A 26,294-nucleotide genomic window follows, 5' to 3' on the forward strand; every position below is an offset into this window, starting at 1 on the left:
GGTAGCGACGATCAATTGGCAGCTATGCCCGTTGCGCTGCAGACCTGGTTGCGTCCGCCATTTTTCGCCCGATACAAGGCCCGATCGGCGGCGCCCAGCAGAGACTCCAGGTTACCGCCCGCTGATAGTTGGGCCGCGCCTATGCTGACCGTCACTCGTAATGGCGTGCCTTCGAAATCGAATGTCGCAGCCTCGGTGGCTGCACGGATTTTCTCCGCTAGCGCCAGCGCGGTGGCCAGATCGGTGTCCTTGAACATGATCACGAACTCCTCGCCACCCCAGCGCGATATCAAGTCGCTCTGGCGTATTTGTCGGGCCAGTAGCCTGGCGAAGCTGCGCAACAGAAAGTCGCCCCCGAGGTGGCCGTAGGTATCGTTGAACGTCTTGAAGTGGTCGAGATCCAGGATCAGTACGCAAAGGTCGCTACGCTGGCGTTTTGCTTCGAGCATCGCCTGCTCGGCGACCAGGCCGAAGCCGCGCCGGTTGAGCAACTCGGTCAGCGCATCGTGGATGGCCATGGCTTCGATACGTTGCAAATAGCGGCGGCTGATCGAACCGACCAGCCCAAGCACTATCAGCATGACGCTGAACCCGATCAGCAGATTGATCCAAAGGGTGCGCTGTACCGGCGCCATGACGTTGCTTTCGCGCTTGTCCACCATCAGATACCACTTCAACTCGGGGATGTATCGGATGTTGATGAAATGCTGCTCGCCATCGCTTCGGTAAAGGAACGAACCGGTCCGCAGCTCGGGTAACTGCTGCTTGAGGTCGGCCAGTGCGGGGATATCGCTCAGATGAGCACCGCGCGGAATCTCTTCCGACCCAGCTTCGCTACCGGTTACGACGACGTTCTGCTGGCTGTCGACGAAGTAAATGGTGCGCTGATAGCGCCGTTGATAGGTATCCATCAGATGACGCATGCGATCCAGACTCATACCGACCCCGGCCACACCGAGGAACGAGCCATCACTTGCTGTCATTCGATAGTTGAGAAACAGGGTCAGACGCCGGATGTCCACGACAACTTCCCAAGGCGTCCCCGCACCTTCGAAACGGTAGAACCAGTGGTGCGCCGGCTCATCGGGCCGCATGGGCTGGTGTGCATCATCGGTGTAGTAGATCTGCGAGCGATCAGAGGCGAAGAAGGCGTTTGACGTGTCGTAACGCTTCTTGATGGCTTGAAGGTAGCGAGTGATCAGCTTCGTGTTGCGCTCACCCTGATCCACCCAGTCGAGCAGCAACGGATCTTCGGCCATGGCGGAGGCGACCTGGACCAGCTTGACCAGATCCTTTTGCAGTTCCAGGGAGATCACGTCTGCCGTCAAGGGAAGCTCGGTGCCGATGATGCTGTGGCGGATGGTGTCGCGCGACGCGAAGTAATTGGCGATGGTCGCGATCAAGAAGCCTAGCCCGATGATGAAGGCAAGCAGCGTCAACAGCGTGGTCTGCTTCAGATTCGGTTGATACATCCATTCCCCTTGTAGCCCGACTAATGCTGGCGAGGCGCTTTGCCTGAGCGCGATTGCCGAGCCGCCGGACGGTATCTAAAGGCATCGGAAACCTGGCCGATAGCCATTTAAGCTCTAGAAGCTAATATTTCGTATACATTTCAGCAATGAAGTGTGTACGTTAAGAAAAAACAAAGCGAGATACCTCCATGCCTTTCATGCGACGCAGTATTCAGTGGCAGTTGATCGTGAGTATGGGGGCGGCCCTGCTCACAAGTATTCTGATCGTCATCGCCGTTTATTCCTCGGCGGTCAATCGCCTGGCGGAACGCTATCTGATCGGAGAAGCGCTGCCAGCCAATGTCACAGCGATCCGTAACGATATCCAACGCACCCTGGCTGAGCCGATCACCGCGACGAGCGGCATTGCCGGCAACATCTTCGTGCAAGAGTGGATGCGCGATGGCGAGAGCGCGGACCAGGCGGCCGCGATCAGCCGCTACCTCGACGGTGTGAAGATGCAGCAGAACGCGCTGACGACCTCTGTCGTGGTGCTGGAGAGCGGCAACTACTACTCCGAGACGGGCCTGTCACGTACGCTCAACCGCAGTGCTGCTGCCGACAGCTGGTTCTACAGCCTGATCGACGGCAACATCGAACAGCGCATCGAGATCGACATCGACAAGGCCTCGCGCCAGCCAACGCTGTTCATCAATCAACGCATCAGTTCCGGTGGAAAGATCCTAGGCGTGGCGGGGCTTGGATACAGCCTGAAAAGCATGTCCGAGCTGATCAGCAATTTCCGTTTCGGCGAGCGTGGGAATGTCTATCTGGTCGGCAGCGATGGCCGGGTCAAGGTCCATCCGGCTACCGAGCACAATGATCGTACCGAGCTTCGCACCTTGACCGGCGCGCAAGCGGCCCAGGAACTGCTTGCCGGCGCCAACAAGGCGATACGTTTCGAGCGTGACGGCGAGGTCATCCTTGCAGTGGCCCAACCGATCGAAGGCCTGGGCTGGTTACTGGTAAGCGAGGTTCCCGAGGCGGAGATCTTCGGTGAAGCGCGACGTACGCTGTGGACCATCAGCCTGATCGCCGCCTGTATCGCGCTGTTCTTCCTGGGGCTGGTGGTACTGCTGGCACGCGGGCTGGTCCGGCCTATTCGCCAGGTGACCTCGGCGCTGGTGGAAATCGGTGGCGGTGGTGGCGACCTGACCCGTCGGCTTGACGAGAGCCGTGCCGATGAGCTGGGTGACCTGGCGCGTGGCTTCAACCGTTTCATTGGCAGCCTGCGCGGTCTTATCGGCGACGTGCTGAGTACCAGCCAGCAGTTGCGTACCGCGGTGGGACAGGTGGCGGAAGTGGTCGACAACACCGCAACTCGTGCCGAGCGCCAGAACGAGATGACCGACATGGTCGCCACGGCCGTCAACGAAATGGGTCTGACGGTGCAGGAGATCGCCCGCAACGCCAGCAGCGCCGCGCATGCGTCCCAAGGTGCGCGTGATGAGGCGCTGCAGGCGGGCAAGGTGGTTGGAGAGTCCATCGCGCACATCGAGAAGATGTCCGGTGAGATTGGTCATGCCGCTGAATCGGTCACCGATCTGGCTCAGCAGGTGGCGTCCATCGATAAGGTGCTGGCCGTGATCCGCAGCATCTCGGAACAGACCAACCTGCTGGCGCTTAATGCCGCCATCGAAGCGGCACGTGCCGGAGAAATGGGACGTGGCTTCGCGGTCGTCGCCGATGAGGTGCGCACCCTGGCCAGTCGCACCCAGGCATCGACAGATGAAATTCAGCAGATGATTCAAGGCCTCAAGAGCGGTGCGGATAACGCGGTCAGCTCGATGCATGCCGGACAGGCTGCCACCGGTACCGGTGTGCAAGCCAGCCAGCTCACCGGCCAGTCATTGAACGCCATCACCGAGCAGGTCGAAGCGATCAGCGACATGAACGCTCAGGTGGCTGCGGCGACCGAAGAGCAGAGCAGCGTGACCGAAGAAATCACTCGCAACGTCCAGGGTATCGCCGACCTCGCCCAAGCGACCGCCAGCGATGTGCAGGGTTGCCGCGAGGACTGTCATGCGCTGAGTCGCCTGGCGGACGATCTAAGCCGGCAGATGGGCAGTTTCAAGCTGTGATGAGCGAAGGGCGCCGGGGAGAACTGGCGCCCTTCATTTACAGGATGAGTATGTCCGGCAAATGAATCGTGCAGAAACAAAAAAGGCAGCCATCGGCTGCCTTCTTTGTATTCATCAACCTAACCTATCGTCAGAAGTGCGCTTTCACCAGCAGGCTGAAGGTGTTCTGGTCGGTTGGGCCAACGAAATTCTCACTAACGAACCCGCCGTCCTCGATGCCATATTTGTTGGACCAGTAGTCGTACTCGATACCCACGTAGAGCTTGCCGGGCTCGCCGTCGAGCGCCTTGCCCAAGTCATATTTGATCTGCGGGTTGATGTGTAGGTTTTTCGAGATGAAATCGCCGCGGCTCTCGGAGCCGGCATCGTTGACTACCCAGTCGATATAACCATCAAACAGTATGTCGGACTTGCCTACCGGGAACGTCATGGCCCAAGTCGGGGTGACCTGCCATTGGCCGGACGGTTTGCCTGTGGTGCCGTCGGGCTTGCGGTAGTAGACGTTGATCGCCAGACGATCGAAGCCTGGCACATCCAGGTCGACGGCCGGGCCAAGCAAGTAGTTCTGGTTCGGGACCCCGTCGGTGCTCTCGCCGCGCTCGTAAGTGGCTGCCAGGAGCACATCCTTGATCGGGCCGAAGGACATTTCCTGACCCGTGATCTTGCCCAATGACAGGCGCGGGGCAAACTCGCCGTAGTAGGTATGCCCATCACTGCCGCTGACGCCGTTGTACCAGATGTTATCGACGAACAAGAACATGTCGCCCCAACTCCAGCCGCTGGCATGTTCGAACGTGATCGTCTGCTGGATATCTGGGTTGATCTTGAAATCCTTGCCGTACAGGTACGTCAGGCTGTTGTTCTGCCAATGCATCTCGGCGAAGGCCGGAGCGGCAAGCAGACTGCCAGCCAGCGCCAGCGAAAGAGGAGCGAGTTTGAAGTTCATGCGGAGTGCCCTTTGGTTTTGTTGTTGTGAATGCAGTGCTGCCAGGGCACCGTTGTGCCCTGGCGCAAGGGCTGATCAGCCCGTTGGTGTCAGGTGCGCTGAGGGATCGTTACTGGTCGCCTTCGGTGCAACCTTCGAATAATCCGGGATATTGACCGCCAGGGTATTGGTGCCGACCGAATCCTCGATCAGGTTGTCGGGGTCATAGTCGTCCAGTTCCTCCGGTTCGCGAGGCAGGATGAAATTGAGCAGGATTGCGCTGAAGGCGCCAATGGTGATCGGCGAGCCGAAGATGTTCTTCAATACCTCGGGCAGATTGTTCAGCACATCTGGTACCGCAGCCACGCCCAGCCCGAGACCCAATGAGATGGCGACGATGAGCATGTTGCGGCGGTTCAGGCCTGCTTCGGCGAGGATCTTGATCCCGGCGATCGCGACCGTGCCGAACATGATCAGCGTGGCACCGCCGAGGACCGGTTTGGGCATCAACTGCAGTACGCCGCCCACTGCCGGGAACAGCGCCAGCAGAATCAAGATGCCAGCGATATACAGCCCGACATGGCGGCTGGCGACGCCGGTCAGTTGGATCACACCGTTGTTCTGGCTGAAAGTCGTCATCGGCAGGCTGTTGAAGGTTGCCGCCAGCAGCGAACTGCAGCCGTCGCCCAGGATGCCACCCTTGATGCGCTTCATGTAAAGGGGACCCTTGACCGGCTGGCGCGAAATCATCGAGTTGGCTGTCAGGTCACCCGCAGTTTCCAGAGGTGTGATCAGGAAAATCACTGCGATCGGAATGAAGGCCATCCAGTCGAAGGCGAAGCCGAACTTGAACGGCTGCGGCACGCTAACCGCCGGGAGCGCCGCGAGACTTGAAAAATCCACCATGCCCATCATCCAGGCGGCAAAGTAGCCTACCGCCAAGGCGACGATCACTGCCGACAGCCGCAGCAGTGGCATACCGAAGCGGTTGAGCAGAATGATAGTGCCAAGCACTAGCCCAGCCAGCGCCAGGTTGTGCAGCTCGCCTGGGTTTTCAACCCCGTAGCCGCCGGCAATATCCGTCATCGAAACCTTGATCAGCGACAGGCCCATCAGACAGATGATGGTGCCGGTAACCACCGGCGTGATGATCCTGCGTAGTCGATGGATGCACTGACTTACCCCGATCTCCACGAAGGCGGCGCAGAAACCGACACCGAACAGCGTGGCCAGGATTTCTTCGGGGCTGCCGCCGCGACCTTTGACAATGAAGCCTGCCGCCAGGATCACGCTGAGAAAGCCGAAACTGGTGCCCTGTAAGCAGAGCATGCCAGCGCCGACCGGGCCAACCCGTTTGGCCTGGATAAAGGTGCCGAGGCCGGACACGAACAGCGCCATGCTCACCAGATAGGGCACGTATTCGCCCAGACCAAGCACGCTGCCAATGATCAGGGTCGGAGTGATGACGCCAACGAAACTGGCCAGCACGTGCTGGATGGCGGCAAATGTGGCGGGAAGCGGACCCGGGCGATCCTCGAGTTGATAGATCAGGTCCTGGTTGGGAGCGTCACCGCTCCTGGATTCGGTTGCGGTCATGGTCAAGCCTGCCATTAGTTATTGTTCGGTCATGGGCTTTGGGGCTGCACGGACCCCGATCGCTGGTCGCCGAAAGTTGTTCCGGCGGTCAGGATGAGCTGACTATAGCAACCTGTGAACATGCGGTTAAACAATTAATTTCAATATTGTGCACAATTTCGACGAGCGCAAATAGAAGACGAGCGGCGCCCGATCGGGTGGGTAGTGCGGTTGGTTTAGCGCTGGCGTTAGTGTCCGGCAGGGTGGTGCAGTTTGGTGGCGAGCTTTCGTCGGCGGGGCGGAGGCAGCGGAGTCGGTTCGGCGCCGCGTTCCGTCGCGGCGCGCTCCGTCATGGATCAGTGTTGAGCCGCACCGGTCAGCGCATTGCGCTCCGGCCCGCCGAGCACGTTGAACAGCAGGTTCAGCGTCACTGCGCTGATGGTGGCTACGGCGATTCCGCTGTGGGTGATGGGCTCCATCCAGTGCGGCAGGTGCGCGAAGAACTCGGGACGGACTACAGGCACCATGCCCAGACCGATGCTCACCGCGACCAGCAGCTGGTTGCGACGGTCACCGATATCGGCTTCCTGCAGAATCTTGATGCCCGTGGCTGCGACCATGCCGAACATGGCGATGCCGGCGCCGCCCAAGACCGCCGCAGGAATCGAGGCGACCATGAACGCGGCCTTTGGAAGCAGGCTAAGGCTGATCAGGAACAGTCCGGCAACGGCGGTCACGTAGCGGCTGCGCACGCCGGTCATCTGCACCAGGCCGATGTTCTGCGCGAACGACGAATGCGTGAAGGTGTTCATGAAGCCGGCAAAGAAAGTCGCACCGGCATCGCACAGCAGGCCGCGGCGCAGCTGCCTGGGGTCGACTTCCTGTCCCGTGATCTTGCCCAGCGCGAGAAACATACCGGCCGACTCGACGAATATGATCACCACCACCAGACACATCGAGAGGATCGGCGCGAGGAGGAATTGCGGTGCGCCGAAGTGATTCGGTGTGACCACCTGGAACGCCGGCGCCGAGTTGATGCCCGACAGGTCGACCATTCCCAGGCTGGCCGCCAGCACGTAACCCAACGCCATGCCCACCAGTACCGAGACGTTGACCCAGAAGCCGCGCATGAATTGGTTGATCAGCAAAATCACAGTCAACACCGCAGCCGCCACGCCGAGATAGGGCAAGGCGCCGAACTGGCCGGTGGTGCTGCCGCCGCCGGCCCAGTTCACTGCTACGGGGAACAGCGATAGGCCGATGGCGGTAATCACCGTGCCGGTCACCAGCGGCGGAAAAAGACGGACGATCTTGGAGACGAAGGGTGCGATCAGCAGCCCGAAGAAGCCGGCGGCGATGGTCGCGCCGAAGATACCCGTCATGCCTACACCGGGCATGCCGGCCATGACAACCATGCTGCTGACCGCAGCGAAACTGGCGCCCATCATCACCGGCATGCGAATGCCGACCGGACCGATCCCCATGGATTGAACGATCGTGGCAATACCCGCCACCAGTAGATCGGCATTGATCAGGAAAGCGATTTCCTCGCGAGAAAGGCCGGCAGCCTGGCCGACGATCAGCGGTACGGCGACAGCCCCGCCATACATCAGCAATACGTGCTGAAAACTCACCAGCAGCATCTGCAACAAAGGCAACTGCTTTTCTGTAACGGGCGCGGTTTCCCGCTGGGTTACATCGTTCATGCAAAACACCTCGGACGCTTTTGTTATTGGATGTCGCGTGGCCCCGCTGAACGTGCGGGACTGATATTCGAGCTGTGATTCTGCTAGGGCAGAACCCTGTTACGGCTATTCATGAGGTAGTAATGGATAAAAAAAAGCCGCGCTCGAAAGCGCGGCCTGCGGGCACGATCAGTTGATCTGCGCGCCCTTGTCGATCCAGGCACCGAGCAAGTCGCGCTCTTCCTGAGTCATGTTGGTCATGTTGCCCAGTGGCATGATCTGGCTGGCCACGGTCTGCGCATGAATCTTCGCGGCCTGCAGTTTGATCTGCTCAGGCGTGTCGAACATGACCCCGGCGGGTGGCGCGCTGAATAGCGGGCTGCTCGGCTGGGCGGCATGGCACACGGTGCAGCGCTCGTTGATCACCTGCTTGACCTCGGCGAACTCGCTATTGCCGGCTTCGGCGCTCGCGGTGCCGCTTTGCTGCGCGGACATGCTCGCTTGCTCCGGGGAGGTGGCGGCCAGGTTGGGTGCAGCGGGCTGGCGGTTCGGCGACAGCACGAAAGCCAGGCAGATCATGCCGACTGCGGCGGCGGGCAAGGCCCAGGCGAAGCGGTTGCTGTCGTGGCGGGTGTTGAAGTAGTGGCGTACCAGTACCGACAACGCGCCGAGTGCGGCCAGGATCAACCAGTTGTACTGGCTGCCGTAGGTGCTCGGGAAGTGGTTGCTGATCATGATGAACAGCACCGGCAGGGTGAAGTAGTTATTGTGACGCGAGCGCAGCAGGCCCTTGGCCGGCAACAGCGGATCGGGTGTGCGGTTCTGCTCGATGGCGGCGACCAGTGCGCGCTGGGCCGGCATGATGATACGGAACACGTTGCCGACCATGATGGTGCCGATCAGTGCGCCGGTATGGATGTAGGCAGCGCGACCGCTGAAGATCTGCGAATAGCCCCAGCAAGCGGCGATCACCAGAACGAACAGGACCAGGCCGAGCAGCGCTGGCGTCTTGCCCAGTGGCGAGTCGCAGAGCAGGTCATAGATGAACCAGCCGACGATCAGCGAACCGAAGCCAATGGCGACCGCTGCAGCGGGAGAGAGGTCGCTGCCTGGCAGAACCAGATAAAGGCTGGGGTTGAGGTAATAGACCACCATCAGCAGGGCGACGCCCGATAGCCAGGTGGTATAGGCCTCCCACTTGAACCAGTGCAGGTTCTCCGGCATTTGCGGCGGTGCGAGTTTGTATTTTTCCAGGTGGTAGATACCACCGCCGTGGATCGCCCAGAGATCGCCGGACAGGCCTTCTCGGGGGTTGGCACGGTTAAGGTTGTTTTCCAGCCAGACGAAGTAGAACGAGGCACCGATCCAGGCGATACCGACGATCATATGAATCCAGCGAATACTCAGGTTCAGCCATTCGGTCAGATGTGCTTCCACGATAATTACCTCTTGCACGGCTGGCGTACCAGCCGGTTGTTTCTTCTTATTCGACTCGTTGCAAGTGTTCCGCTTGTTCGGCGGCGCGTATGTCCGGCGTCGGTTGTGCGCGGCAACCGTGCCGGCGTGGCGCTTGGACGATCAATCGGTCGCTTGCTCGGAGTCCCGGTGGGGGTCGAGGAGAACCAGCTCGTCCTCGGTGAAAAAATGCTCGTCGCAGTTGTTGCCAGAACCGCTGCGATCGACCACCAGGAATTCATCCCGCTTTTCGATCGTCAGCACCGGGTGGTGCCAGACGCCGCGGTGGTAATTGACGCCTTGCCTGCCGTTGCTGCGGAAGGCGCGGACGTGTCCCGGTACAGGTGCATCGCCAAGTGGCGCGACCACGACCAGAAAGGGGTTGCCGAGCAGCGGAATGAACGCCTGGCTGCCCAGCGGATGTCGTTCGAGCATGCGAATGGCCAGCGGCATCTCCAACGCGTCGGCGGCGAAGATGCTGATGATGGCCTGGTCTTCCGGCTGCGCGGTCTCTACCGACGCCAGCTTGTGATAGCGGCGGGTGGAACCGTTGTTGATCATGAAGTAGTCGCTGCCTTCGGTTTCGATCACATCACCGAAAGGGGCGAAGGCTTCCTTGGTCAACGGTTCGATCTTGAGTGTGCGCATGGCTGGTGCTCGTTGTTGAATTATGTATGGTCGGGGCCCTATCCGTAGGGTGGGTCGGGCGGCGCTCCGCTTCAGCCCACCGTAACAAGGCCGGCTGTATGCATGGTGGGCTGAAGCCCACCCTACGTCTGCCTGCTCACATCGTCTGCAGACGGAACAGCGCGATCTTGTTGATCTCGCTCACTGCCCGGTCGAATTCCTGCTCGGGGGTGTTGTGCAGACGTTCCTCGAACGCCGCCAGAATCTGGTGCCGGTTGCTGCCCTTGACCGCCATGATGAAGATGAAACCGAACTTGTCCTTGTAGGCCTCGTTCAGCTCTGTGAAGCGGGTGAATTCCTCGGCGGTGCATTCATGGATGCCGGCTCCGGCCTGCTCGGAGGTGCTCGATGCGGTCAGCTCGCCACGCACCGCGGCCTTGCCGGCGAGATCAGGGTGAGCATTGATCAGCGCCAGCTGCGTTTCACGCGGCGCGCTCAGGAGTATGTCGGCCATGCGTGCATGCAGCGTCTCGATGTCGTCGAGACTGGCATCGACTCCCTTGTCATAAGCCTGCTCGGCGACCCAGGGCGAGTGCTCGTATATGTCGGCGAAGGCAGCGACGAACGCGTCGCGGTCGAGGCTGGAAGGCTGCAATGTCTGAAAACGGCTCATGCGGCGGGTTCCTGTCTGAGAGGGAGGGTGGCATGCCAGTGGCGAGCAATATCAACACGGCGGGCGAACCATACCTGCTCGTGACTCTTGGCGTACTCGACGAAGCGCTGCAGTGCGGCCAGACGTGCCGGGCGACCCAGCAGACGGCAGTGCATCCCGATGGACAGCATCTTGGGCGCGCCCTCGGTACCTTCGGCGTAGAGCACGTCGAAGGCATCCTTCAGGTACTTGAAGAAGTCGTCGCCGGTGTTGAAACCCTGCACCTGGGTGAAGCGCATATCGTTGGTGTCCAGCGTGTAGGGGATCACCAGGTGCGGCTTGTCCGGCGTGGATTCCGGGTCCCAGTAGGGCAGATCGTCGTCGTAAGTGTCGGAGTCGTAGAGGAAACCACCTTCCTCACGCACCAGGCGGCGGGTGTTCGGCCCGGTGCGGCCGGTGTACCAGCCCAGCGGACGCTCGCCGGTGAGGTTGGTCAGGATACGGATCGCCTCGAGCATGTGCTCACGCTCTTCGGCTTCGTCCATGTATTGGTAGTCGATCCAGCGATAGCCGTGACTGCAGATCTCGTGACCATCGGCGACCATCGCCTTGATCACGTCCGGATGCCGTTGCGCAGCCATGGCCACGGCGAAAATGGTCAGCGGAATATCGTGCTTGCGAAATAGCTTGAGCAGGCGCCAGACGCCGGCGCGGCTGCCGTATTCGTAGAGCGACTCCATGCTCATGTGACGCACGCCCTGGAACGGCTGGGCAGAAACCATCTCGGAGAGAAAGGCTTCGGACTCCTTGTCACCATGCAATACGCAGCGCTCGCCGCCTTCTTCGTAATTGAGCACGAAGGACAGGGCGATGCGGGCATTGCCCGGCCATTGCGGATGGGGTGGGTTTTCGGCATAGCCGATAAGGTCACGAGGGTAGTCGGCGCTCACTTGTTATTCCTTATTTGAATACGGGTCGCCACCGTGAATTGCTGTACGACCGTCATGAGTTGATTGTATACAAAACGTTTTGCAGTTTGTAAATCATCAATCTTTAATTTTTCTCGTGTGTCGTTCGGTGGTAGCGATTGCCACGCTCGTTCTTCAAAGGCGTACGCTCTAGATAGGGGCTCTGCAACGGGCAGAGCGGCAGGCAGGATGAAAGGGCGTTAGATTGTGTACAATTTTAATGAAACCTGTCTTTCAAAAGCCTGTACGCATGCTATGCTCGAACCCAGTCCACACCAATCACAAGAGGAGGCGGGCATCAGCGGTGTTGATCCGCGATGCCAGAATCTATGGGACGTTTGACTACTCATGTACTGGATGCCGCTCACGGCTGCCCTGGCAGCGACATCCGCATCGAACTCTATCGGGTCGAAGGCGAGCGCCTCGAGCTGATCACCACGCGCCAGACGAATGCTGATGGCCGTTGCGATTCACCATTGCTGGAAGGGGACGACTACCGTTCCGGTGTTTACCAGCTGCAATTCAGTGCCGGTGACTATTACCGTGGCCGTGGCGTGCAACTGCCCGAGCCGGCGTTTCTGGATGTGGTCGTGCTGCGCTTCGGCATCAGCGCCGAGCAGGATCATTACCACGTGCCACTGCTGATTTCTCCGTACAGCTACTCCACGTATCGCGGTAGCTGATCGGCTGGCTGCCGCGACTACTGCGGCAGTGCTTTCTCCCATGCGTAAAGCTTGACTCTCTGAGTCTTCGACCCGCCTCTTTGGCGGGTTTTTTTGTGCGTGCGCCAGGCATGGCGCGTTGCGCCGTCACTGGTGTTGTTCGATTCGCTGTGGTGGCGAGCCGGTTATGTAGAGCCCTCTACATAACGGCAAAGGGTTGTTAGCGGAGGCAGGGGTGTCGCGGATTACCGTGAATCCGGAGGAGGCTCGAGGCTAATCCTGGCTGAAGGGCGCCTAGTTGAACGGAGGGATGATGCTGACAGGGCGCAACCACCGGCGGCGCGCTCGGCCTCGATGCCTACAGGGCCGACCCGTGCGCGATGAGGTGCAGCTCCGTAGGGTGGGCTTCAGCCCACCAGAACCTTCTGGCCGCAGTCGTGGGCTGAAGCCCACCCTACGAGGCTGCTGCTTTTATGGGCTTACTAAGCGAACAGCATTGCTTGATAGAAAATCCCCCAGCCAAAACGCAAAAAAGCCCCACCGCCGAAGCGATGGGGCCGTGCGATCCGCCAGATTTAGAGGAAGGCGAACTTGGCAATGAAGATCACGCAGAGCACGTACAGGCTGACCGACACTTTGTCGCGCTGGCCCGTCAGGATCTTCAGCGTCGCGTAGGTCAGAAAGCCCAGGGCGATGCCGTTGGCGATGGAGAAGGTCAGCGGCATCATCACCACGGTCACGATGGCCGGGATGGTGTCGGTGTGGTCCTTCCAGTCGATGTGCGCCATACCGCTCATCATCAGCATCGCGACGTAGATCAACGCACCGGCGGTGGCGTAGGTGGGAATCATGCCGGCCAGCGGGGCGAAGAACATGGCCGCGAGGAACAGCACGCCAACAGTGATCGCGGTCAGACCGGTGCGGCCACCGGCCGCCACACCCGCAGCGCTCTCCACGTAGCTTGTAACCGGCGGGCAACCGACAAAGGCCCCGGCGACGCTGGAGGTACTGTCGGCTTTCAGCGCGCGGGAGAGATTCTGGATCTGACCGTTCTCGTCCACCAGATTCGCCCGATGTGCGACGCCCATCAGCGTGCCGGCGGTGTCGAACATGTTGACGAACAGGAACGCCAGAATGACGCTAATCATCGCCACATTGAAGGCACCGGCAATGTCCATCGCCAGGAAGGTCGGCGCCAGGCTTGGCGGCATCGACACCAGCCCGTTGTATTCGACCAGACCCATGGCCAAACCGATGCCAGTGACGGCGAGCATGCTGACCAGGATCGCGCCGAACACATTGCGGTGACTGAGCACAGCGATCATCAAGAAACAGATCGCCGCCAGCAGAGCGGAGGGCTCGCCGAAGGAGCCCATGGACAGCAGCGTGGCCGGGTTGTCGACGACGATGCCGGCGGTCTTCAGGCCGATCAGACCGAGGAACAGCCCTACCCCAGCGCCCATGGCGAAGCGCAGGCTCATCGGAATGCTGTTGAGCAGCCATTCGCGTAGCCGTGACAGGCTCATGATCATGAACAGGACGCCTGACAGGAACACTGCGCCCAGCGCGATTTCCCAGCTGTAGCCCATCTCGCCGACCACCGTGTAGGTGAAGAAGGCGTTCAGGCCCATTCCCGGTGCGAGGCCCACCGGCCAGTTGGCGTAGAGCCCCATGAGCAGGCAGCCCAGTGCGGCACCGACACAGGTCGCGACGAACGCCGCGCCGTGGTCGATGCCCGCAGCCGCCATGATGTTCGGGTTGACGAAGATGATGTACGCCATGGTGACGAATGTTGTCAGGCCAGCGAGCAGTTCCGTTTTGACGCTGGTGCGGTGTTCGCTGAGTTTGAAGAATCGATCGAGCCAGCCGGGGTTGTTTGGTTGCAGCGCGGCGGTCTGCTGTTCCTGCTTAGTGGTGTCCACAAGGTGTTCCTCATCGTTCTTGTTGTCTATCACCCAGAGCGCGGTACTCTCGAGGGCAGGTGATGGTTAGGCTCGTCCTGTCGGTTTTTTTGACCGAGAGGTCAGGAAGGCTTGACGCGATTATGCTTTTGTATACAAGAATTGCAACTCGATTTGCAGAATTTCCGCCTGTTAATCGTCACCGCAGAATCCTTCTCAGCCGTGCGGCGACTTTTGCTGCTGGCCGAGGGGACTCCCAAGAGGCGACGTTTCTTCTTGATTGTGCACAATAAACAGTTATTTATTTGCCTGTTTGACTATCGACTACTGCCAGCAACGTCCCGAAGGCAGTAAAGTTCGGTCTGCCGAAATTTCTGACGCGAGTCACCATGAACGAACAGCTGCAGCCTCTGAAAAAGCCGACACGAAACGGCAAGGCCCGGACCGGAACCCAGGACGACATCGTTTACGCTCATATTTTCGACGCTATTCTCGAACAACGGCTGGCACCGGGCACCAAGCTCAGCGAAGAAGCGCTGGGGGAAATTTTCGGCGTGAGTCGCACCATCATCCGGCGCGCGCTGTCGCGGCTGGCTCATGAAGGGGTTGTGCTGCTGCGCCCGAACCGCGGTGCGGTGGTCGCCAGCCCGAGCGTCGAGGAAGCCCGGCAGATCTTCTTCGCGCGGCGCCTGGTGGAGCGGGCAATCACCGAGCTAGCGGTACAGCATGCTACTGACGAACAACTCGCCGAATTGCGACAGATGGTGCTCGATGAGCAGGATTGCTTCGCTCGTGGTGATCGCGGCGCCGGTATTCGACTCTCGGGCGAGTTTCACTTGAAACTGGCAGAGGCGGCGAAGAATGCCCCGTTGGTGAGCTTCCAGCGCAGTCTGGTGTCTCAGACCTCGCTGATCATCGCCCAGTACGAAAGTGGCAACCGCTCGCATTGCTCGTACGACGAACACAACCAACTGATCGACGCCATCGCCGCTCGCGACAGCGAGAAGGCGGTGAGCCTGATGCTGCACCACATGGATCACATCGACAGCAAGCTCAACCTCGACGAGGACAGCGCTTCGGATGATCTACATGCGGTGTTTTCCCACATTCTGGGGAAGGCGGGAAAAGCCGCGAAAAAGCGCTGAAGGCTGTATTGCGTTAAATGTAGGGCGGGCCGGGCGGCGTTCCGCTTCAGCCCACAGCAAAGTATGCCTTGGTGGGCTAAAGCCCACCCTACGATGCAGTTGGAATGGGGCTCCATGTAGGGTGCGCTCCGCGCACCGCCGCTTTGGTACTGTGCCAGGCGTACCCTTGGAGATCACGCCTTGCGGTGCACCGAAACCCCGGCCGCGTAGGTTTCCTTCACCGCGCGGTCGTCGCCGAGGATCATCAGGGCGAAGAGTCGCTCTTCCAGGCTGCGTGCCTGCTTCAGGCGGTACTCGATCAGCGGCGTGGCCTTGTAATCCAGCACCACGAAATCAGCTTCTTTGCCCGGTTGCAGGTTGCCGATCCGGTCGTCCAGATACAGCGCGCGGGCGCCGCCCAGGGTGGCGAGGTAGAGCGACTTGAATGGGTCCAGTTTCTTCCCTTGCAGCTGCATCACCTTGTAGGCCTCGTTCAGCGACTGTAGCTGGGAGAAACTGGTGCCAGCGCCGACGTCGGTACCCAGGCCCACGCGCACGCCAAAGCCTTCGACTTTCTCCAGATCGAACAGGCCGCTGCCCAGGAACAGGTTGGAAGTGGGGCAGAATGCCACCGCCGAGCCGGTTTCGCCGAGGCGTTTGCATTCGTCGTCGCACAGGTGCACGCCGTGGGCGAACACTGAACGCGCGCCGATTAGGCCGTGATGGTCGTAGACGTCCAGGTAGCCCTTGCGCTCGGGGAACAGCTCGCGCACCCATTCGATCTCCTGGCGGTTCTCGGACAGGTGGGTGTGCATGTACAGGTTCGGGTATTCCTTGAACAGCTTGCCGGCGGCCGTCAGCTGCTCCGGCGTGCTGGTCGGCGCGAAACGCGGGGTGACGGCGTAATGCAGGCGGCCCTTGCCGTGCCAGCGCTCGATCAGCTCCTTGCTGTCGGTGTAGCCGGATTCAGCGGTGTCGGTGAGGTAGTCCGGCGCATTGCGGTCCATCAGCACCTTGCCGGCGATCATCCGCAGGTTGCGCTTTTCACAGGCTTCGAAGAAGGCGTCCACCGACTCCGTGTGCACGCTGCCGAATACCAGCGCCGTGGTGGTGCCGTTGCGCAGCAGTTCGTTCAGGAAGACATTCGCAACCTCGCCGGCATGGGCCGGGTCGGCGAAGGCACGCTCGGTGGGGAAGGTGTAGGTGTTGAGCCAGTCCAGCAGCTGCTCGCCATACGAAGCGATCATGCCAGTCTGCGGGTAATGGATGTGTGTGTCGATGAAGCCGGGGGTGATCAGCGCATCCTTGTACTCGATCACCTCGGTACCGGCCGGCAGCTTGGACAACAGGTCGGCCGCATTGCCAATCTGCGCTACCTTGCCGTCCTCGACGACCAGCAGGCCGTCTTCGAAATATTCGTGGGATTGCTCGATGCCCACTTCGCGCGGATCGGCGAGGCTGTGAAGCAGGGCGGCACGGTAGGCTTTGGTTTGGGACATGGTGGTTCTCGGAAATCGTTATAGAGGGAATAGTGTGGAAGGCCCGGCTCGGGGCCAAGTTTTTAGCTCTGGCTGACCAGCGGACCGCTTCGCCGCGGGGCGCGCCTCTCACAAAAGAAGCGCGATCGTTCGCTCAGCCGATCTGCGAGCGGCGCGAGGCGGGCACCAGCATCGGGACGGGCTTTTCGCCGTCCTGGGCTTTTTCACCAAAATTCATGTTGTACGTGGCGATCACTTCACCGGCGATGGATACGGCGATCTCGACCGGCAGCTTGCCTTTCACCTCGGCGATGCCCATCGGGCAGCGCATGCGCTGCACGGTCTCCGGCTGGAAGCCGCGATCGCGCAGGCGGTGCTCGAACTTGGCGCGTTTGCTCTTCGAGCCGATCAGGCCGTAGTAGGTGAAATCGTTGCGTTCGAGGATCGCCGCGGTCAGCTCGAGATCCAGCTGGTGGTTGTGCGTCATGACGATGAAGTAGCTGCCGGCGGGCATGTTCTCCACCTCGTCGACCACTTCGTCGTTGACCACCTTCTCCACGCCGGCAGGGATCTGTGAAGGAAATTCGCTTTCCCGCGAATCGATCCAGCGCACCTTGCAGGGCAGGCTGGCCAGCAGCGGCACCAGCGCACGGCCGACGTGGCCGGCGCCGAACACGGCGATGTGCGCCTGCGGTTGGCCCATGGGCTCGAACAACAGCACGGTCGCGCCGCCGCAGCATTGGCCGAGGCTGGCGCCGAGGGAGAAGCGTTCGAGGCGGGTTTCACGCACGCGGTTTTCCAGCATCTCGCGGGCGATCTTCTGTGCCTTGTACTCCAGGTGGCCACCGCCGATGGTGTCGAACAGGCGCTCGCGGCTGACGATCATCTTCGAGCCGGCATTGCGCGGCGTCGAGCCGCGCTCCTCGATGATGGTCACTAGCACGCAGGGTTCGCCGCGTTGCTGCAAGTCAGCGAGTGCTTCGATCCAGACCGTGTTGCTCATGGTTCTGTCCTTCGGATAGCGCCGCGCAGCGCTTCTTCCGTTGTAGTGTTATGGTGGGCCGGGCGGCGTTCCGCTGAGGCCCATCATTGACGTTCGCTCTTTGGTGGGCTGAAGCCCACCCTACGATACGATCCGACTCTGTTGTAGGGTGGGCCCGACTTCCAGCCCGTCAGGCCGGTGTCGTTTCCGTGGCTACCGCTGCAGTGGCGCTCTGCTTCAGCTTGCGCATCTGCTCGACGCCCCAGAGCACGCGCTCCGGTGTCGCCGGCGCGTCGATCTTCGGCTGTGCCTTGTAGTCGGCCAGGCTGGCCACGGCGTCCTTGATCGCGCACCAGACCGAGATGCCGAGCATGAACGGCGGTTCGCCAACGGCCTTGGAATGGAAGACCGTGTCCTCGGGGTTCTTGCGGTTTTCCACCAGCTTGACCCGCAGGTCCAGCGGCATGTCGGCCACCGCCGGCACCTTGTAGCTGGCTGGGCCGCTGGTCATCAGCTTGCCTTTGTCGTTCCACACCAGCTCTTCCATGGTCAGCCAGCCCATGCCCTGAACGAAGCCGCCTTCCACCTGGCCGATGTCGATGGCCGGGTTCAGCGAGGCGCCGACGTCGTGCAGGATGTCGCTGCGCAGCATGCGGTACTCACCGGTCAGGGTATCGACCAGCACTTCCGAGCAGGCGGCGCCGTAAGCGAAGTAGTAGAACGGCCGGCCACGCGCCTGGTCGCGGTCGTAGAAGATCTTCGGCGTGCGGTAGAAGCCCGTCGAGGACAGCGACACCTGGCCAAAGTAGGCCTGCTGGATCAGCTCTTCGAACGATACGAACTGGTCGCGGATGCGCACCTGACCATTCTTGAACTCCACATCTTCCTCGGTGACCTTGTAGTGCCGTGCTGCGAATTCGACCAGGCGCTGCTTGATGATCAGCGCGGCGTTCTGCGCGGCCTTGCCGTTGAGGTCGGCACCGCTGGAGGCAGCGGTCGGCGAAGTGTTGGGCACTTTGTCGGTGTTGGTGGCGGTGATCTGGATGCGATCGATATCGACCTGGAACACTTCGGCCACGACCTGCGCGACCTTGATGTTCAGGCCTTGGCCCATTTCGGTGCCGCCGTGGTTCAGATGGATGCTGCCATCGGTGTAGACGTGTACCAGCGCGCCGGCCTGGTTGAGAAAGGTAGCGGTGAAGCTGATGCCGAATTTCACCGGCGTCAACGACAGGCCCTTCTTCAGGACCGGACTCTTGGCATTGAACGCACGGATTTCCTCGCGGCGGCGAGCGTATTCGCTGCTTGCCTCAAGCTCGGCGGTCATCTCCTGGAGCATGTTGTGCTCGACGGTCTGGTAGTACGGCGTGACGTTGCGCTCGGTCTTGCCGTAGTAGTTGCGCTTGCGCACGTCCAGCGGGTCCTTGCCGAGGTGACGCGCGACGGCGTCCATGATCTCCTCGATGGCGACCATGCCCTGTGGACCGCCAAAGCCGCGGTAGGCAGTGTTGGACGCCAGGTTGGTCTTGCAGCGATGGCCGTGGATCGTGGCATCGCCCAGGTAGTAGGCGTTGTCGGAGTGGAACATGGCGCGGTCGACGATTGAGCCCGACAGGTCCGGCGAATAGCCACAGTTGCCGGCCAGGTCGATCTGAATGCCCTGCAGCAAGCCGTCGTCATCGAAGCCCACGTCGTATTCGACATAGAAGGGGTGACGCTTGCCGGTCATGGTCATGTCTTCCATGCGCGGCAGGCGCATCTTGGTCGGGCGTCCGGTGAGGTGGGCAATCACTGCGCACATGCAGGCGGGCATCGAGGCCTGGGTTTCCTTGCCGCCGAAGCCGCCACCCATGCGGCGCATGTCGATGACGATCTTGTTCATCGATACGCCGAGGACTTCGGCCACCAGTTTCTGCACCTCGGTGGGGTTCTGCGTCGAGGTGTAAACGATCATGCCGCCGTCTTCGGTGGGCATCACCGAGGAAATTTGCGTCTCCAGGTAGAAGTGTTCCTGCCCGCCGATGTGCAGCGTGCCTTGCAGGCGACGTGGCGCGGCAGCCAGTGCCGTCGCTGAATCGCCGCGCTTGTGGGTGTGGCTGTCGAGCACGAAATGCTTCTTGCGCAGCGCGTCGACCACATCGAGCACCGGCTCCAGGTCCTCGTATTCGATGATCGCGGCCATGGCGGCCTTGCGTGCGGTCTCCAGGCTGTCGGCGGCGACGGCGATCACCGGCTGGCCAACGTACTCGACCTTGCCGTCCGCCAGCAGCGGGTCGCCGGCGACTACCGGACCGATGTCCAGCTGGCCGGGCACGTCTTCGGCGGTGATGGCGATGGCCACACCGGGAATCTGGTAGCAGGGCGAGGTGTCGATGCTGACGATGCGGGCATGGGCGCGGTCGCTCATGCGCGCATAGACGTGCAGCTGGTTGGGGAATTCCAGGCGGTCGTCGACGTATACCGCTTCACCGGAAACGTGCTTGTCCGCGCTGTCGTGCTTGACACTCCGACCGACGCCGGTGACCAGGTCCTGCTTGAACAGGGCGGCAATTTCTTCCTGGGTCTTGGCAAGGCTGTGGTTAGACATAAGCGGTCACCCTCGTTTCGGTTTTCGGTGCGTGCTGTTCCAGGAAGCACTTGCGCAGCAGGTTTTGTGCAACCAGCAGGCGGTATTCGCGGCTGGCGCGGAAGTCGGTCAGTGGCGTGAAGTCCTGGGCCAGGGCTTCGCAGGCGCGCTCGGCCGTTTCGATGGTGAAGGATGCACCATTCAGCGCGGCCTCACAGGCAGCCGCCCGCTTCGGAATCGCCGCCATACCGCCGAAGGCGATCCGTGCGTCGGCGATCACGCCATTCTCGACACGCAGATCGAACGCTGCACAGACGGCGGAAATATCATCGTCCAGTCGTTTGGACACCTTGTAGGCGCGGAAAATCTGATCCGGTCGAGCGCGCGGAACGATGATCTTCTCGATGAATTCGCCTTGCTCGCGAGCGGTGACCTTGTAGTCGATGAAGTAATCCTGCAGCAGCAGGGTGCGGCTGTTGACGCCCTTGCGCAGGACGACCTGCGCACCCAGCGCGATCAGGAGCGGTGGAGAGTCACCGATGGGCGAGGCGTTACCGATGTTGCCACCGAGGGTGCCCTGGTTGCGGATCTGCAAAGAGGCGAAGCGGTGCAGCAGCTCGCCGAAATCTGGGTATTCGTTGGCCAGTGCTTCGTAGCAATCGGTCAGCGGGGTCGCAGCGCCGATCTCGATGGTGCTGTCGGTCAGCTCGACTTTCTTCATCTCGGCGATATGGCCGACGTAAATCATCACCGGCAGCTCGCGATGGAACTGGGTAACCTCAAGCGCCAGGTCGGTACCGCCAGCGAGCAGACGAGCATCGGGGTTGGCGCTGTAGATATCGGCCAGATCGCCCACGGTTAGTGGCGACAGGCAGCGCTTGTCGCCACTGTTCAGCTCGGCGGTCTCGCGCGGTTCGATGGTTTTCAACTGAGCAATGGTTTCGGCTTCGCGCGCGTCGAACTGGTCCGGCTGCTTGCCGCGGCAGGCTTGTTCGGCCGCTTCGAGAATCGGGCGGTAGCCGGTACAGCGGCAGAGATTGCCTGCCAGCGCTTCGTGGGTCTGGGCCGGATCGTATTCGTTGACGGCGCCTGACGCGGCCCGGCCTGACGCGGCGCGATTCTTCTGCAGGGCGAACAGGCTCATGACGAAGCCGGGGGTGCAGAAGCCGCATTGCGAACCATGGCAATCGACCATCGCCTGCTGGACGCTGTGCAGCTGGCCTTGATCCTTCAGGTCTTCGACGACGATCAGTTGCTTGCCGTGCAGGGCGGAAACGAAGGTCAGACAGGAGTTGAGCGTGCGATAACGCAGCCGGTCGCCGTCCAGCTCACCCACAACTACGGTACAGGCACCGCAGTCACCGGAGGCACAGCCTTCTTTGGTACCGGACTTGCCGCGGTATTCACGCAGGTATTCGAGTACGGTGGTATTCGGATCGAGAGTCTGCTCACGGCGCAGCTCTCGATTGAGTAGGAACTGGATCACGGAACCTCCGGGGTTTTTTGTTCTGGGCTCTGGCGTGGAAATTAGCTTTATCTGACTTTTAGGTCAACAAATAGCTGACTGGAAAGTCAATTCGCCCGACAGGTGCGCTTGCCCGGCACAGTGGTGCGATGTGCCGACGTGACATCGTGCTTGCAGTAAAGCCCGTTTAGACCGCGTTGGCGTCGGTTTCGCGGCGATATGCATAGGTGTCGGCGAAGCGCGACAACATATAGGCCTCGCAGGTCGTTACCGGGTGTTTCGGCGGATTGCCCACGTCGTGGCAGCCGGGCAGGCAACTGATCTCGGTATCTGGATGCGGCTCGGCGAAGAACGGCATCGAATAACGATCCACGCCCAGCGGGCTGATCACCCGATGCGGGGTGGACTTGTATCGGTCGTTGCTCCAGCGCGCCATCATGTCACCGATATTGACCACGTAGGTGCCTTCGATCGGCGGCGCGTCGATCCACTCGCCCCTGACGTTCTGCACCTGCAAGCCGCCGGCCTGGTCCTGATGGAGCAGCGTGATGCAGCCGTAGTCGGTATGCGCGCCGGCGCCTTGCTGTTCGGCGCTGCTGGCGGTGGCGCGGGGCGGGTAGTGGATCATGCGGAACACGCTGATGGGCTCGACGAAGCGCTTATCGAAGAAGTCCCTTTCGATGCCCAGCGCCAGCGCGATGGCGCGCAGCAGGGTACTGGCCAGCTCGTGCATGTCGCGGTAGTGGCCTTCCATCAGCTCGATCCAGCCGGGAATCTGTGCCGGGTGGCGATTGGGTCCGCGCAGGGATTTGCCGGCGAACACATCCGGATGCTCGGCGCTCATGTGAAACCCCATGTCGAAGGTCTCCTTGAGGTCGCACGGCTGGCCGGGATCGAGCTGCTCGGTGGCGACAGCGCCGTAGCCGCGATGATGCCGGCTGCGGGTGATGTCGATCTCGAGCTTCTGCTCGACCGGCAGAGCGAAGAAGCGGCGGGCATGGTCGCTCAGCTCGGCGATGCGCTCTGCCCCGATGGGATGACCTTCGATATAGAAGAAGCCCCACTCGCGGCACGCGCGGTCGATCTGTCGAGCGACCTTGAGGTGCGCGGTCTCGTCGGCGGTATAGAGCGGGGAAATGTCGATGATCGGAAGGGTGGTCATTCTGCGGACTCGTGCGTGTGCTTTTCGATACCGGTGCCGGAAGCTGAAGGCTGGACGAAAGAGCGCCTCGTTCAGCCTCGAGCTTTCAGCCTCCAGCGGTTTCTCGTTTTACTTCGGCAGTTCGGCCTTCACGCCTTCGACATAAAAGTTCATTGATGCCAGGTCCTTGGTGGTTGCAGTCTGGCCTTCGGCGATGCGCACCTGGCCGGACTGATCCTTGATCGGGCCGGTGAAGGGATGGAAGGCGCCACTGCGGATGCTGGCGATGATTTCCTCGGCTTCGGACTTCACGTCAGCGGGTACCAGGTCGCTGATCGGCAGGCTGATGCTGTCCTCTGCCAGGCCGCCCCAGAAGTCCTCGGCTTTCCAAGTGCCGGCCATTACGGCTTCGGCGGACTTGGTGTAGTGCGGGCCCCAGTCGTTGACGATGGAGGTCAGCACGGCCTTGGGACCGAAGTGCTGCATGTCCGAGGCGTAGCCCACGGAATAGACTCCGCGGCGTTCGGCAGCCTGGATCGGCGCCGGGCTGTCGGTGTGCTGGAAGACCACGTCCACGCCCTGGTCGATCAGCGCGTTGGCGGCATCGGCTTCCTTGCCCGGATCGAACCAGGTGTTGACCCACACGACCTTGATCTCGGTGCCGGGGTTGTACTTGTCTAGCGCCAGCTGGATGGCGTTGATGTCGCGGATGACTTCCGGAATCGGGAAGGAGGCGATGTAGCCGACCTTCTTGGTCTTGGTCATCTTCGCCGCGAGGAAGCCGCCGACGTAGCGACCCTCGTAGGAACGGGTCAGGTAGGTGCCGACGTTGTCGGCCTGCTTGTAGCCGGTGGCGTGCTCGAAGGTGACGTCGGGAAATTGCTTGGCGACCTTGACCGTGGGGTTCATGTAGCCAAAGGAGGTGGTGAAGACCAGGTCATAGCCGCCCTTAGCCATGTTGCGGATCACCCGTTCGGAGTCGGCGCCTTCGGCTACGTTCTCGACGAAGCTGGTCTGAACCTTGTCGCCGAGCTTCTCTTCCAGATACTTGCGGCCCTGCTCGTGCTGGTAGGTCCAGCCATGGTCGCCGATCGGGCCGATGTAGACGAAACCGACCTTCAGCGGATCGGCCGCCGAGACGCAGAAGGCTGTGCTCAGGCCGATGGCTGCGGCGAGGGTACGTAGCAGGTTTTTTCTTATCTTGGCTTGCATGGGTGACGCTCCTGTTGTCGTGATGCGAAAAGCCGTATGGCTACCGTTGCCAAGTGCAAAAAGCTGACCAAATGGACAGTTCCCCTCGAAGGTCGCGTTAAACCTGGGAACGCCGGCCGTTTGCCTGTCGCAGCGGGTGCGCAACTGGTGCGCATCCCGCTGTGAATGCCCTGCGGCAGTGCGTTCAATGCCCGGCTTTCCATGGCTGGCCCAGCGACACCGGCGCGAACAGCCGGGTGCGGATGGCATCGCGCGAAAGCAGCACCAGCACCAGGATGGTGGCGACATAGGGCAGCATCGCCAGCAGGTTGCCGGGGATCGCCAGGCCAATGCCCTGGACCACCAGGTGCAGAATGCTGGCGAGCCCGAACAGATAGGCGCCGAGCAGCACCCGACCGACCCGCCAGCTGGCGAATACCACCAGCGCCAGGGCGATCCAGCCGCGTCCGGCGGTCATGTTTTCCGCCCACATCGGGGTATAGGCCAGCGACAGGTAGCCGCCGGCGAGGCCGGCCATGGCGCCGCCGAACATCACCGCCAGGGTACGTACTCGCAACACCGGCAGGCCCATGGCGCTGGCCGCGTCAGGGTTCTCGCCGACCGCCTGGATGATCAGACCGATGCGGCTTTTCAGCAGCACCCAGGCGATCCCCGCGAACAGCGCGAACGACAGATAGACCAGCAGATCCTGAGCGAACAGCATGCGTCCGATCAGCGGGATATCGGCCAGCAGTGGGATGGCGACGGGCTCGAATCCGGCCAGCGGCTTGCCGACCCAGGTGGCGCCGACGAAGGACGACAGGCCCACGCCGAAGATGGTCAGCGCCAGGCCAGTGGCCACCTGGTTGGCCGCCAGGCCGAGGGCGACGAAGGCGAACAGCAGCGAAAGCAGTACCCCGGCCAGGCAGGCAAGCAGCACGCCCAGCCAGAGATTGCCAGTGGCGTAGGCGACGATGAAACCGATCACCGCGCCGAACAGCATCATGCCTTCCTGGCCGAGGTTGAGTACGCCGGTCTTCTCGCAGACCAGCTCGCCGAGCGCGACCAGCAGCAGCGGTGTGCCGGTGCGGATCATGGCGTAGAAAATGTTGGTCAGCAGGTCGATGTCCATGGGAAGTCCTTAGCTGGAAGCCAGAAGCTGGAAGCTGGCAGAAAAAGCGGAAGTGGAGGTCATGGCTGCGTCACCGACTTCAAGCTTCCAGCTTTCCGCTTCCAGCTCCACGCGAAGCGCGGTCGATAATGAATCAGCACGTCGCAGGCCAGCAGGAAGAACAGCACCATGCCCTGGAACAGCTGGGTGATGGACTGCGGCAGGTTGGCGGCCATCTGGGCGTTCTCGCCGCCGAGATAGAGCAGCGCCATCAGCAGGCTGGCGAAGACGATGCCGATCGGGTTGAGGCGACCGAGGAAGGCCACGGTGATCGCCGCGTAGCCATAGCCCGGCGAGACCTGCGGCACCAGCTGACCGATGGGTCCGGTGACTTCCGCCACGCCAGCGAGCCCGGCCAGGCCACCACTGATCAGCAACGCGAGCCAGATCAGCCGACGTTCGCGGAAACCGACGAGGCCGGCGGCCCTGCGATCCAGGCCAAGCACCTTGATCTGGAAACCCAGAAAGCTCCGTTGCAACAGCACCCAGACGGCCACCAGTGCCAGCAGCGCGAACCAGAAACCGGCGTGCACGCGCAGGCCGTCGATCAGCTCCGGCAGGCGGGAGGCATCGCCGAACATCGCCGACTCGGGGAAGTTGAAGCCGTCCGGGTCCTTCAGCGGACCGTGCACCGCGAACAGCAGCAGGTTCAGCGCGATGTAGTTGAGCATGATGCTGGTGAGGATTTCGTTGGCGTTGAAGGCAGTCTTCAGCCAGGCGCAGAGTCCGCCCCAGGCGGCCCCGCCAAGAATGCCCGCGCCGAGCGTCAACAGCAGTGCCAGGCGGGAATCCCAGTCGATGATGTTGACCGCCAGCGCACTGCCGGCCAGCGCGCCGATCAGCAGCTGACCCTCGGCACCGATATTCCAGATGCGGGCGCGGTAGACCACCGCCAGCCCCAGGGCGCAGAGCAGGATCGGCAAGGCCTTGACCATCAGCTCGGAGAGCCCGTAGAGATCGCTGACCGGGTCGATCAGCAGCACCTTCAGCGTCTGCAGCGGCGGATGGCCGAGCAGGGCGAAGAGCAGGGCGCCGCTGACCAGTGTCAGCAGCGCGGCGAGCACTGGCGAGAGCCAGAGCATGGCGCGGGATTCGGCCCCGCGTGGTTGCAGTGTGAACAGCATGGCGAAGGCT

The 26,294-nt window shown here is 61.4% G+C and carries 20 protein-coding genes and 1 pseudogene; 4 read left to right on the forward strand and 17 right to left on the reverse strand.

Annotated elements, in window-relative coordinates:
* Window positions 1-11: 11 nt before the first annotated feature.
* Window positions 12-1,472 carry a diguanylate cyclase gene (locus GYM54_RS18915; protein ID WP_197445514.1) on the reverse strand — a complete coding sequence of 487 codons (1,461 nt, stop codon included), beginning with the start codon at window positions 1,470-1,472 and terminating at the stop codon, window positions 12-14.
* A gap of 233 nt (window positions 1,473-1,705) precedes the next feature.
* Between GYM54_RS18915 and GYM54_RS22145 the strand changes: the two are divergent.
* Together GYM54_RS22145 and GYM54_RS22150 are read left to right on the forward strand one after the other, a co-directional pair.
* Window positions 1,706-2,734, forward strand: a pseudogene (locus tag GYM54_RS22145) (cache domain-containing protein); the annotation flags it as partial.
* A gap of 129 nt (window positions 2,735-2,863) precedes the next feature.
* Window positions 2,864-3,592 carry a methyl-accepting chemotaxis protein gene (locus tag GYM54_RS22150; protein WP_371924087.1) on the forward strand — a complete coding sequence of 243 codons (729 nt, stop codon included), beginning with the start codon at window positions 2,864-2,866 and terminating at the stop codon, window positions 3,590-3,592.
* Window positions 3,593-3,722: 130 nt separating this feature from the next.
* On the opposite strand, the gene GYM54_RS18925 is transcribed toward GYM54_RS22150, so the two are convergent.
* The 7 genes from GYM54_RS18925 to puuE form a co-directional block, all read right to left on the reverse strand.
* A complete protein-coding gene (locus GYM54_RS18925; RefSeq protein ID WP_131651043.1) occupies window positions 3,723-4,538 on the reverse strand; it encodes an outer membrane protein OmpK in 816 nt (271 codons plus the stop codon).
* Window positions 4,539-4,613: 75 nt separating this feature from the next.
* On the reverse strand, window positions 4,614-6,113 hold the full coding sequence (locus tag GYM54_RS18930; RefSeq protein ID WP_131651044.1) for a uracil-xanthine permease family protein: 1,500 nt from the start codon (window positions 6,111-6,113) through the stop codon (window positions 4,614-4,616).
* Between the two features lie 335 nt (window positions 6,114-6,448).
* Window positions 6,449-7,798 (reverse strand): nucleobase:cation symporter-2 family protein, encoded by a 1,350-nt coding sequence (locus tag GYM54_RS18935; RefSeq protein ID WP_197445513.1) that lies wholly within the window; start codon window positions 7,796-7,798, stop codon window positions 6,449-6,451.
* Between the two features lie 168 nt (window positions 7,799-7,966).
* Entirely contained in the window at window positions 7,967-9,214 is a 1,248-nt protein-coding gene (locus GYM54_RS18940; protein WP_131651046.1) for a urate hydroxylase PuuD, read from the reverse strand.
* A gap of 141 nt (window positions 9,215-9,355) precedes the next feature.
* Window positions 9,356-9,880: an ureidoglycolate lyase gene (locus GYM54_RS18945; protein ID WP_131651047.1), complete on the reverse strand. Its 525-nt coding sequence runs from the start codon at window positions 9,878-9,880 to the stop codon at window positions 9,356-9,358.
* A gap of 136 nt (window positions 9,881-10,016) precedes the next feature.
* Window positions 10,017-10,532 carry a 2-oxo-4-hydroxy-4-carboxy-5-ureidoimidazoline decarboxylase gene (uraD, locus tag GYM54_RS18950; protein WP_197445512.1) on the reverse strand — a complete coding sequence of 172 codons (516 nt, stop codon included), beginning with the start codon at window positions 10,530-10,532 and terminating at the stop codon, window positions 10,017-10,019.
* Window positions 10,529-11,461, reverse strand: a complete 933-nt coding sequence (gene puuE / locus GYM54_RS18955; RefSeq protein WP_131651049.1) for an allantoinase PuuE — start codon at window positions 11,459-11,461, stop codon at window positions 10,529-10,531. Before puuE ends, uraD begins: the two co-directional genes overlap by 4 nt.
* A 347-nt stretch (window positions 11,462-11,808) precedes the next feature.
* Between puuE and uraH the strand changes: the two genes are divergently transcribed.
* Window positions 11,809-12,162: a hydroxyisourate hydrolase gene (gene uraH / locus GYM54_RS18960; RefSeq protein WP_131651050.1), complete on the forward strand. Its 354-nt coding sequence runs from the start codon at window positions 11,809-11,811 to the stop codon at window positions 12,160-12,162.
* Between the two features lie 554 nt (window positions 12,163-12,716).
* Here the strand turns inward: uraH and GYM54_RS18965 are convergent.
* Entirely contained in the window at window positions 12,717-14,063 is a 1,347-nt protein-coding gene (locus GYM54_RS18965) for an NCS2 family permease (protein WP_181101943.1), read from the reverse strand.
* Between the two features lie 368 nt (window positions 14,064-14,431).
* Here GYM54_RS18965 and GYM54_RS18970 point away from each other — a divergent pair, with 368 nt between their 5' ends.
* Window positions 14,432-15,187, forward strand: a complete 756-nt coding sequence (locus GYM54_RS18970) for a GntR family transcriptional regulator (RefSeq protein WP_181101941.1) — start codon at window positions 14,432-14,434, stop codon at window positions 15,185-15,187.
* 173 nt (window positions 15,188-15,360) lie between these two features.
* Here the strand turns inward: GYM54_RS18970 and guaD are convergent, their stop codons facing one another.
* The 8 genes from guaD to GYM54_RS19010 all read right to left on the reverse strand — a co-directional run bounded on the left by guaD (window position 15,361) and on the right by GYM54_RS19010 (window position 26,284).
* Window positions 15,361-16,665 carry a guanine deaminase gene (gene guaD / locus GYM54_RS18975; RefSeq protein WP_181101939.1) on the reverse strand — a complete coding sequence of 435 codons (1,305 nt, stop codon included), beginning with the start codon at window positions 16,663-16,665 and terminating at the stop codon, window positions 15,361-15,363.
* 133 nt (window positions 16,666-16,798) lie between these two features.
* Window positions 16,799-17,647 (reverse strand): xanthine dehydrogenase accessory protein XdhC, encoded by an 849-nt coding sequence (xdhC, locus tag GYM54_RS18980; protein WP_181101937.1) that lies wholly within the window; start codon window positions 17,645-17,647, stop codon window positions 16,799-16,801.
* 169 nt (window positions 17,648-17,816) lie between these two features.
* A complete protein-coding gene (gene xdhB, locus GYM54_RS18985; protein WP_181101935.1) occupies window positions 17,817-20,213 on the reverse strand; it encodes a xanthine dehydrogenase molybdopterin binding subunit in 2,397 nt (798 codons plus the stop codon).
* Window positions 20,206-21,678, reverse strand: coding sequence for a xanthine dehydrogenase small subunit (xdhA, locus tag GYM54_RS18990; protein WP_197445511.1), 1,473 nt, complete (start codon window positions 21,676-21,678; stop codon window positions 20,206-20,208). The genes xdhB and xdhA overlap by 8 nt, the downstream gene beginning before the upstream one ends.
* Window positions 21,679-21,844: 166 nt before the next feature.
* Window positions 21,845-22,819: a 2-oxoglutarate and iron-dependent oxygenase domain-containing protein gene (locus GYM54_RS18995; protein WP_197445510.1), complete on the reverse strand. Its 975-nt coding sequence runs from the start codon at window positions 22,817-22,819 to the stop codon at window positions 21,845-21,847.
* Window positions 22,820-22,927: 108 nt separating this feature from the next.
* On the reverse strand, window positions 22,928-24,010 hold the full coding sequence (locus tag GYM54_RS19000) for a BMP family ABC transporter substrate-binding protein (protein ID WP_197445509.1): 1,083 nt from the start codon (window positions 24,008-24,010) through the stop codon (window positions 22,928-22,930).
* Window positions 24,011-24,194: 184 nt separating this feature from the next.
* Complete coding sequence (locus tag GYM54_RS19005; RefSeq protein ID WP_197445508.1) at window positions 24,195-25,121, reverse strand: ABC transporter permease; 927 nt, start codon at window positions 25,119-25,121, stop codon at window positions 24,195-24,197.
* A 59-nt stretch (window positions 25,122-25,180) separates the two neighbouring features.
* Window positions 25,181-26,284 carry an ABC transporter permease gene (locus GYM54_RS19010; RefSeq protein WP_131651060.1) on the reverse strand — a complete coding sequence of 368 codons (1,104 nt, stop codon included), beginning with the start codon at window positions 26,282-26,284 and terminating at the stop codon, window positions 25,181-25,183.
* Window positions 26,285-26,294 lie beyond the last annotated feature (10 nt).

The organism is Pseudomonas sp. MTM4 (assembly GCF_019355055.1).
Lineage (GTDB): Bacteria > Pseudomonadota > Gammaproteobacteria > Pseudomonadales > Pseudomonadaceae > Stutzerimonas.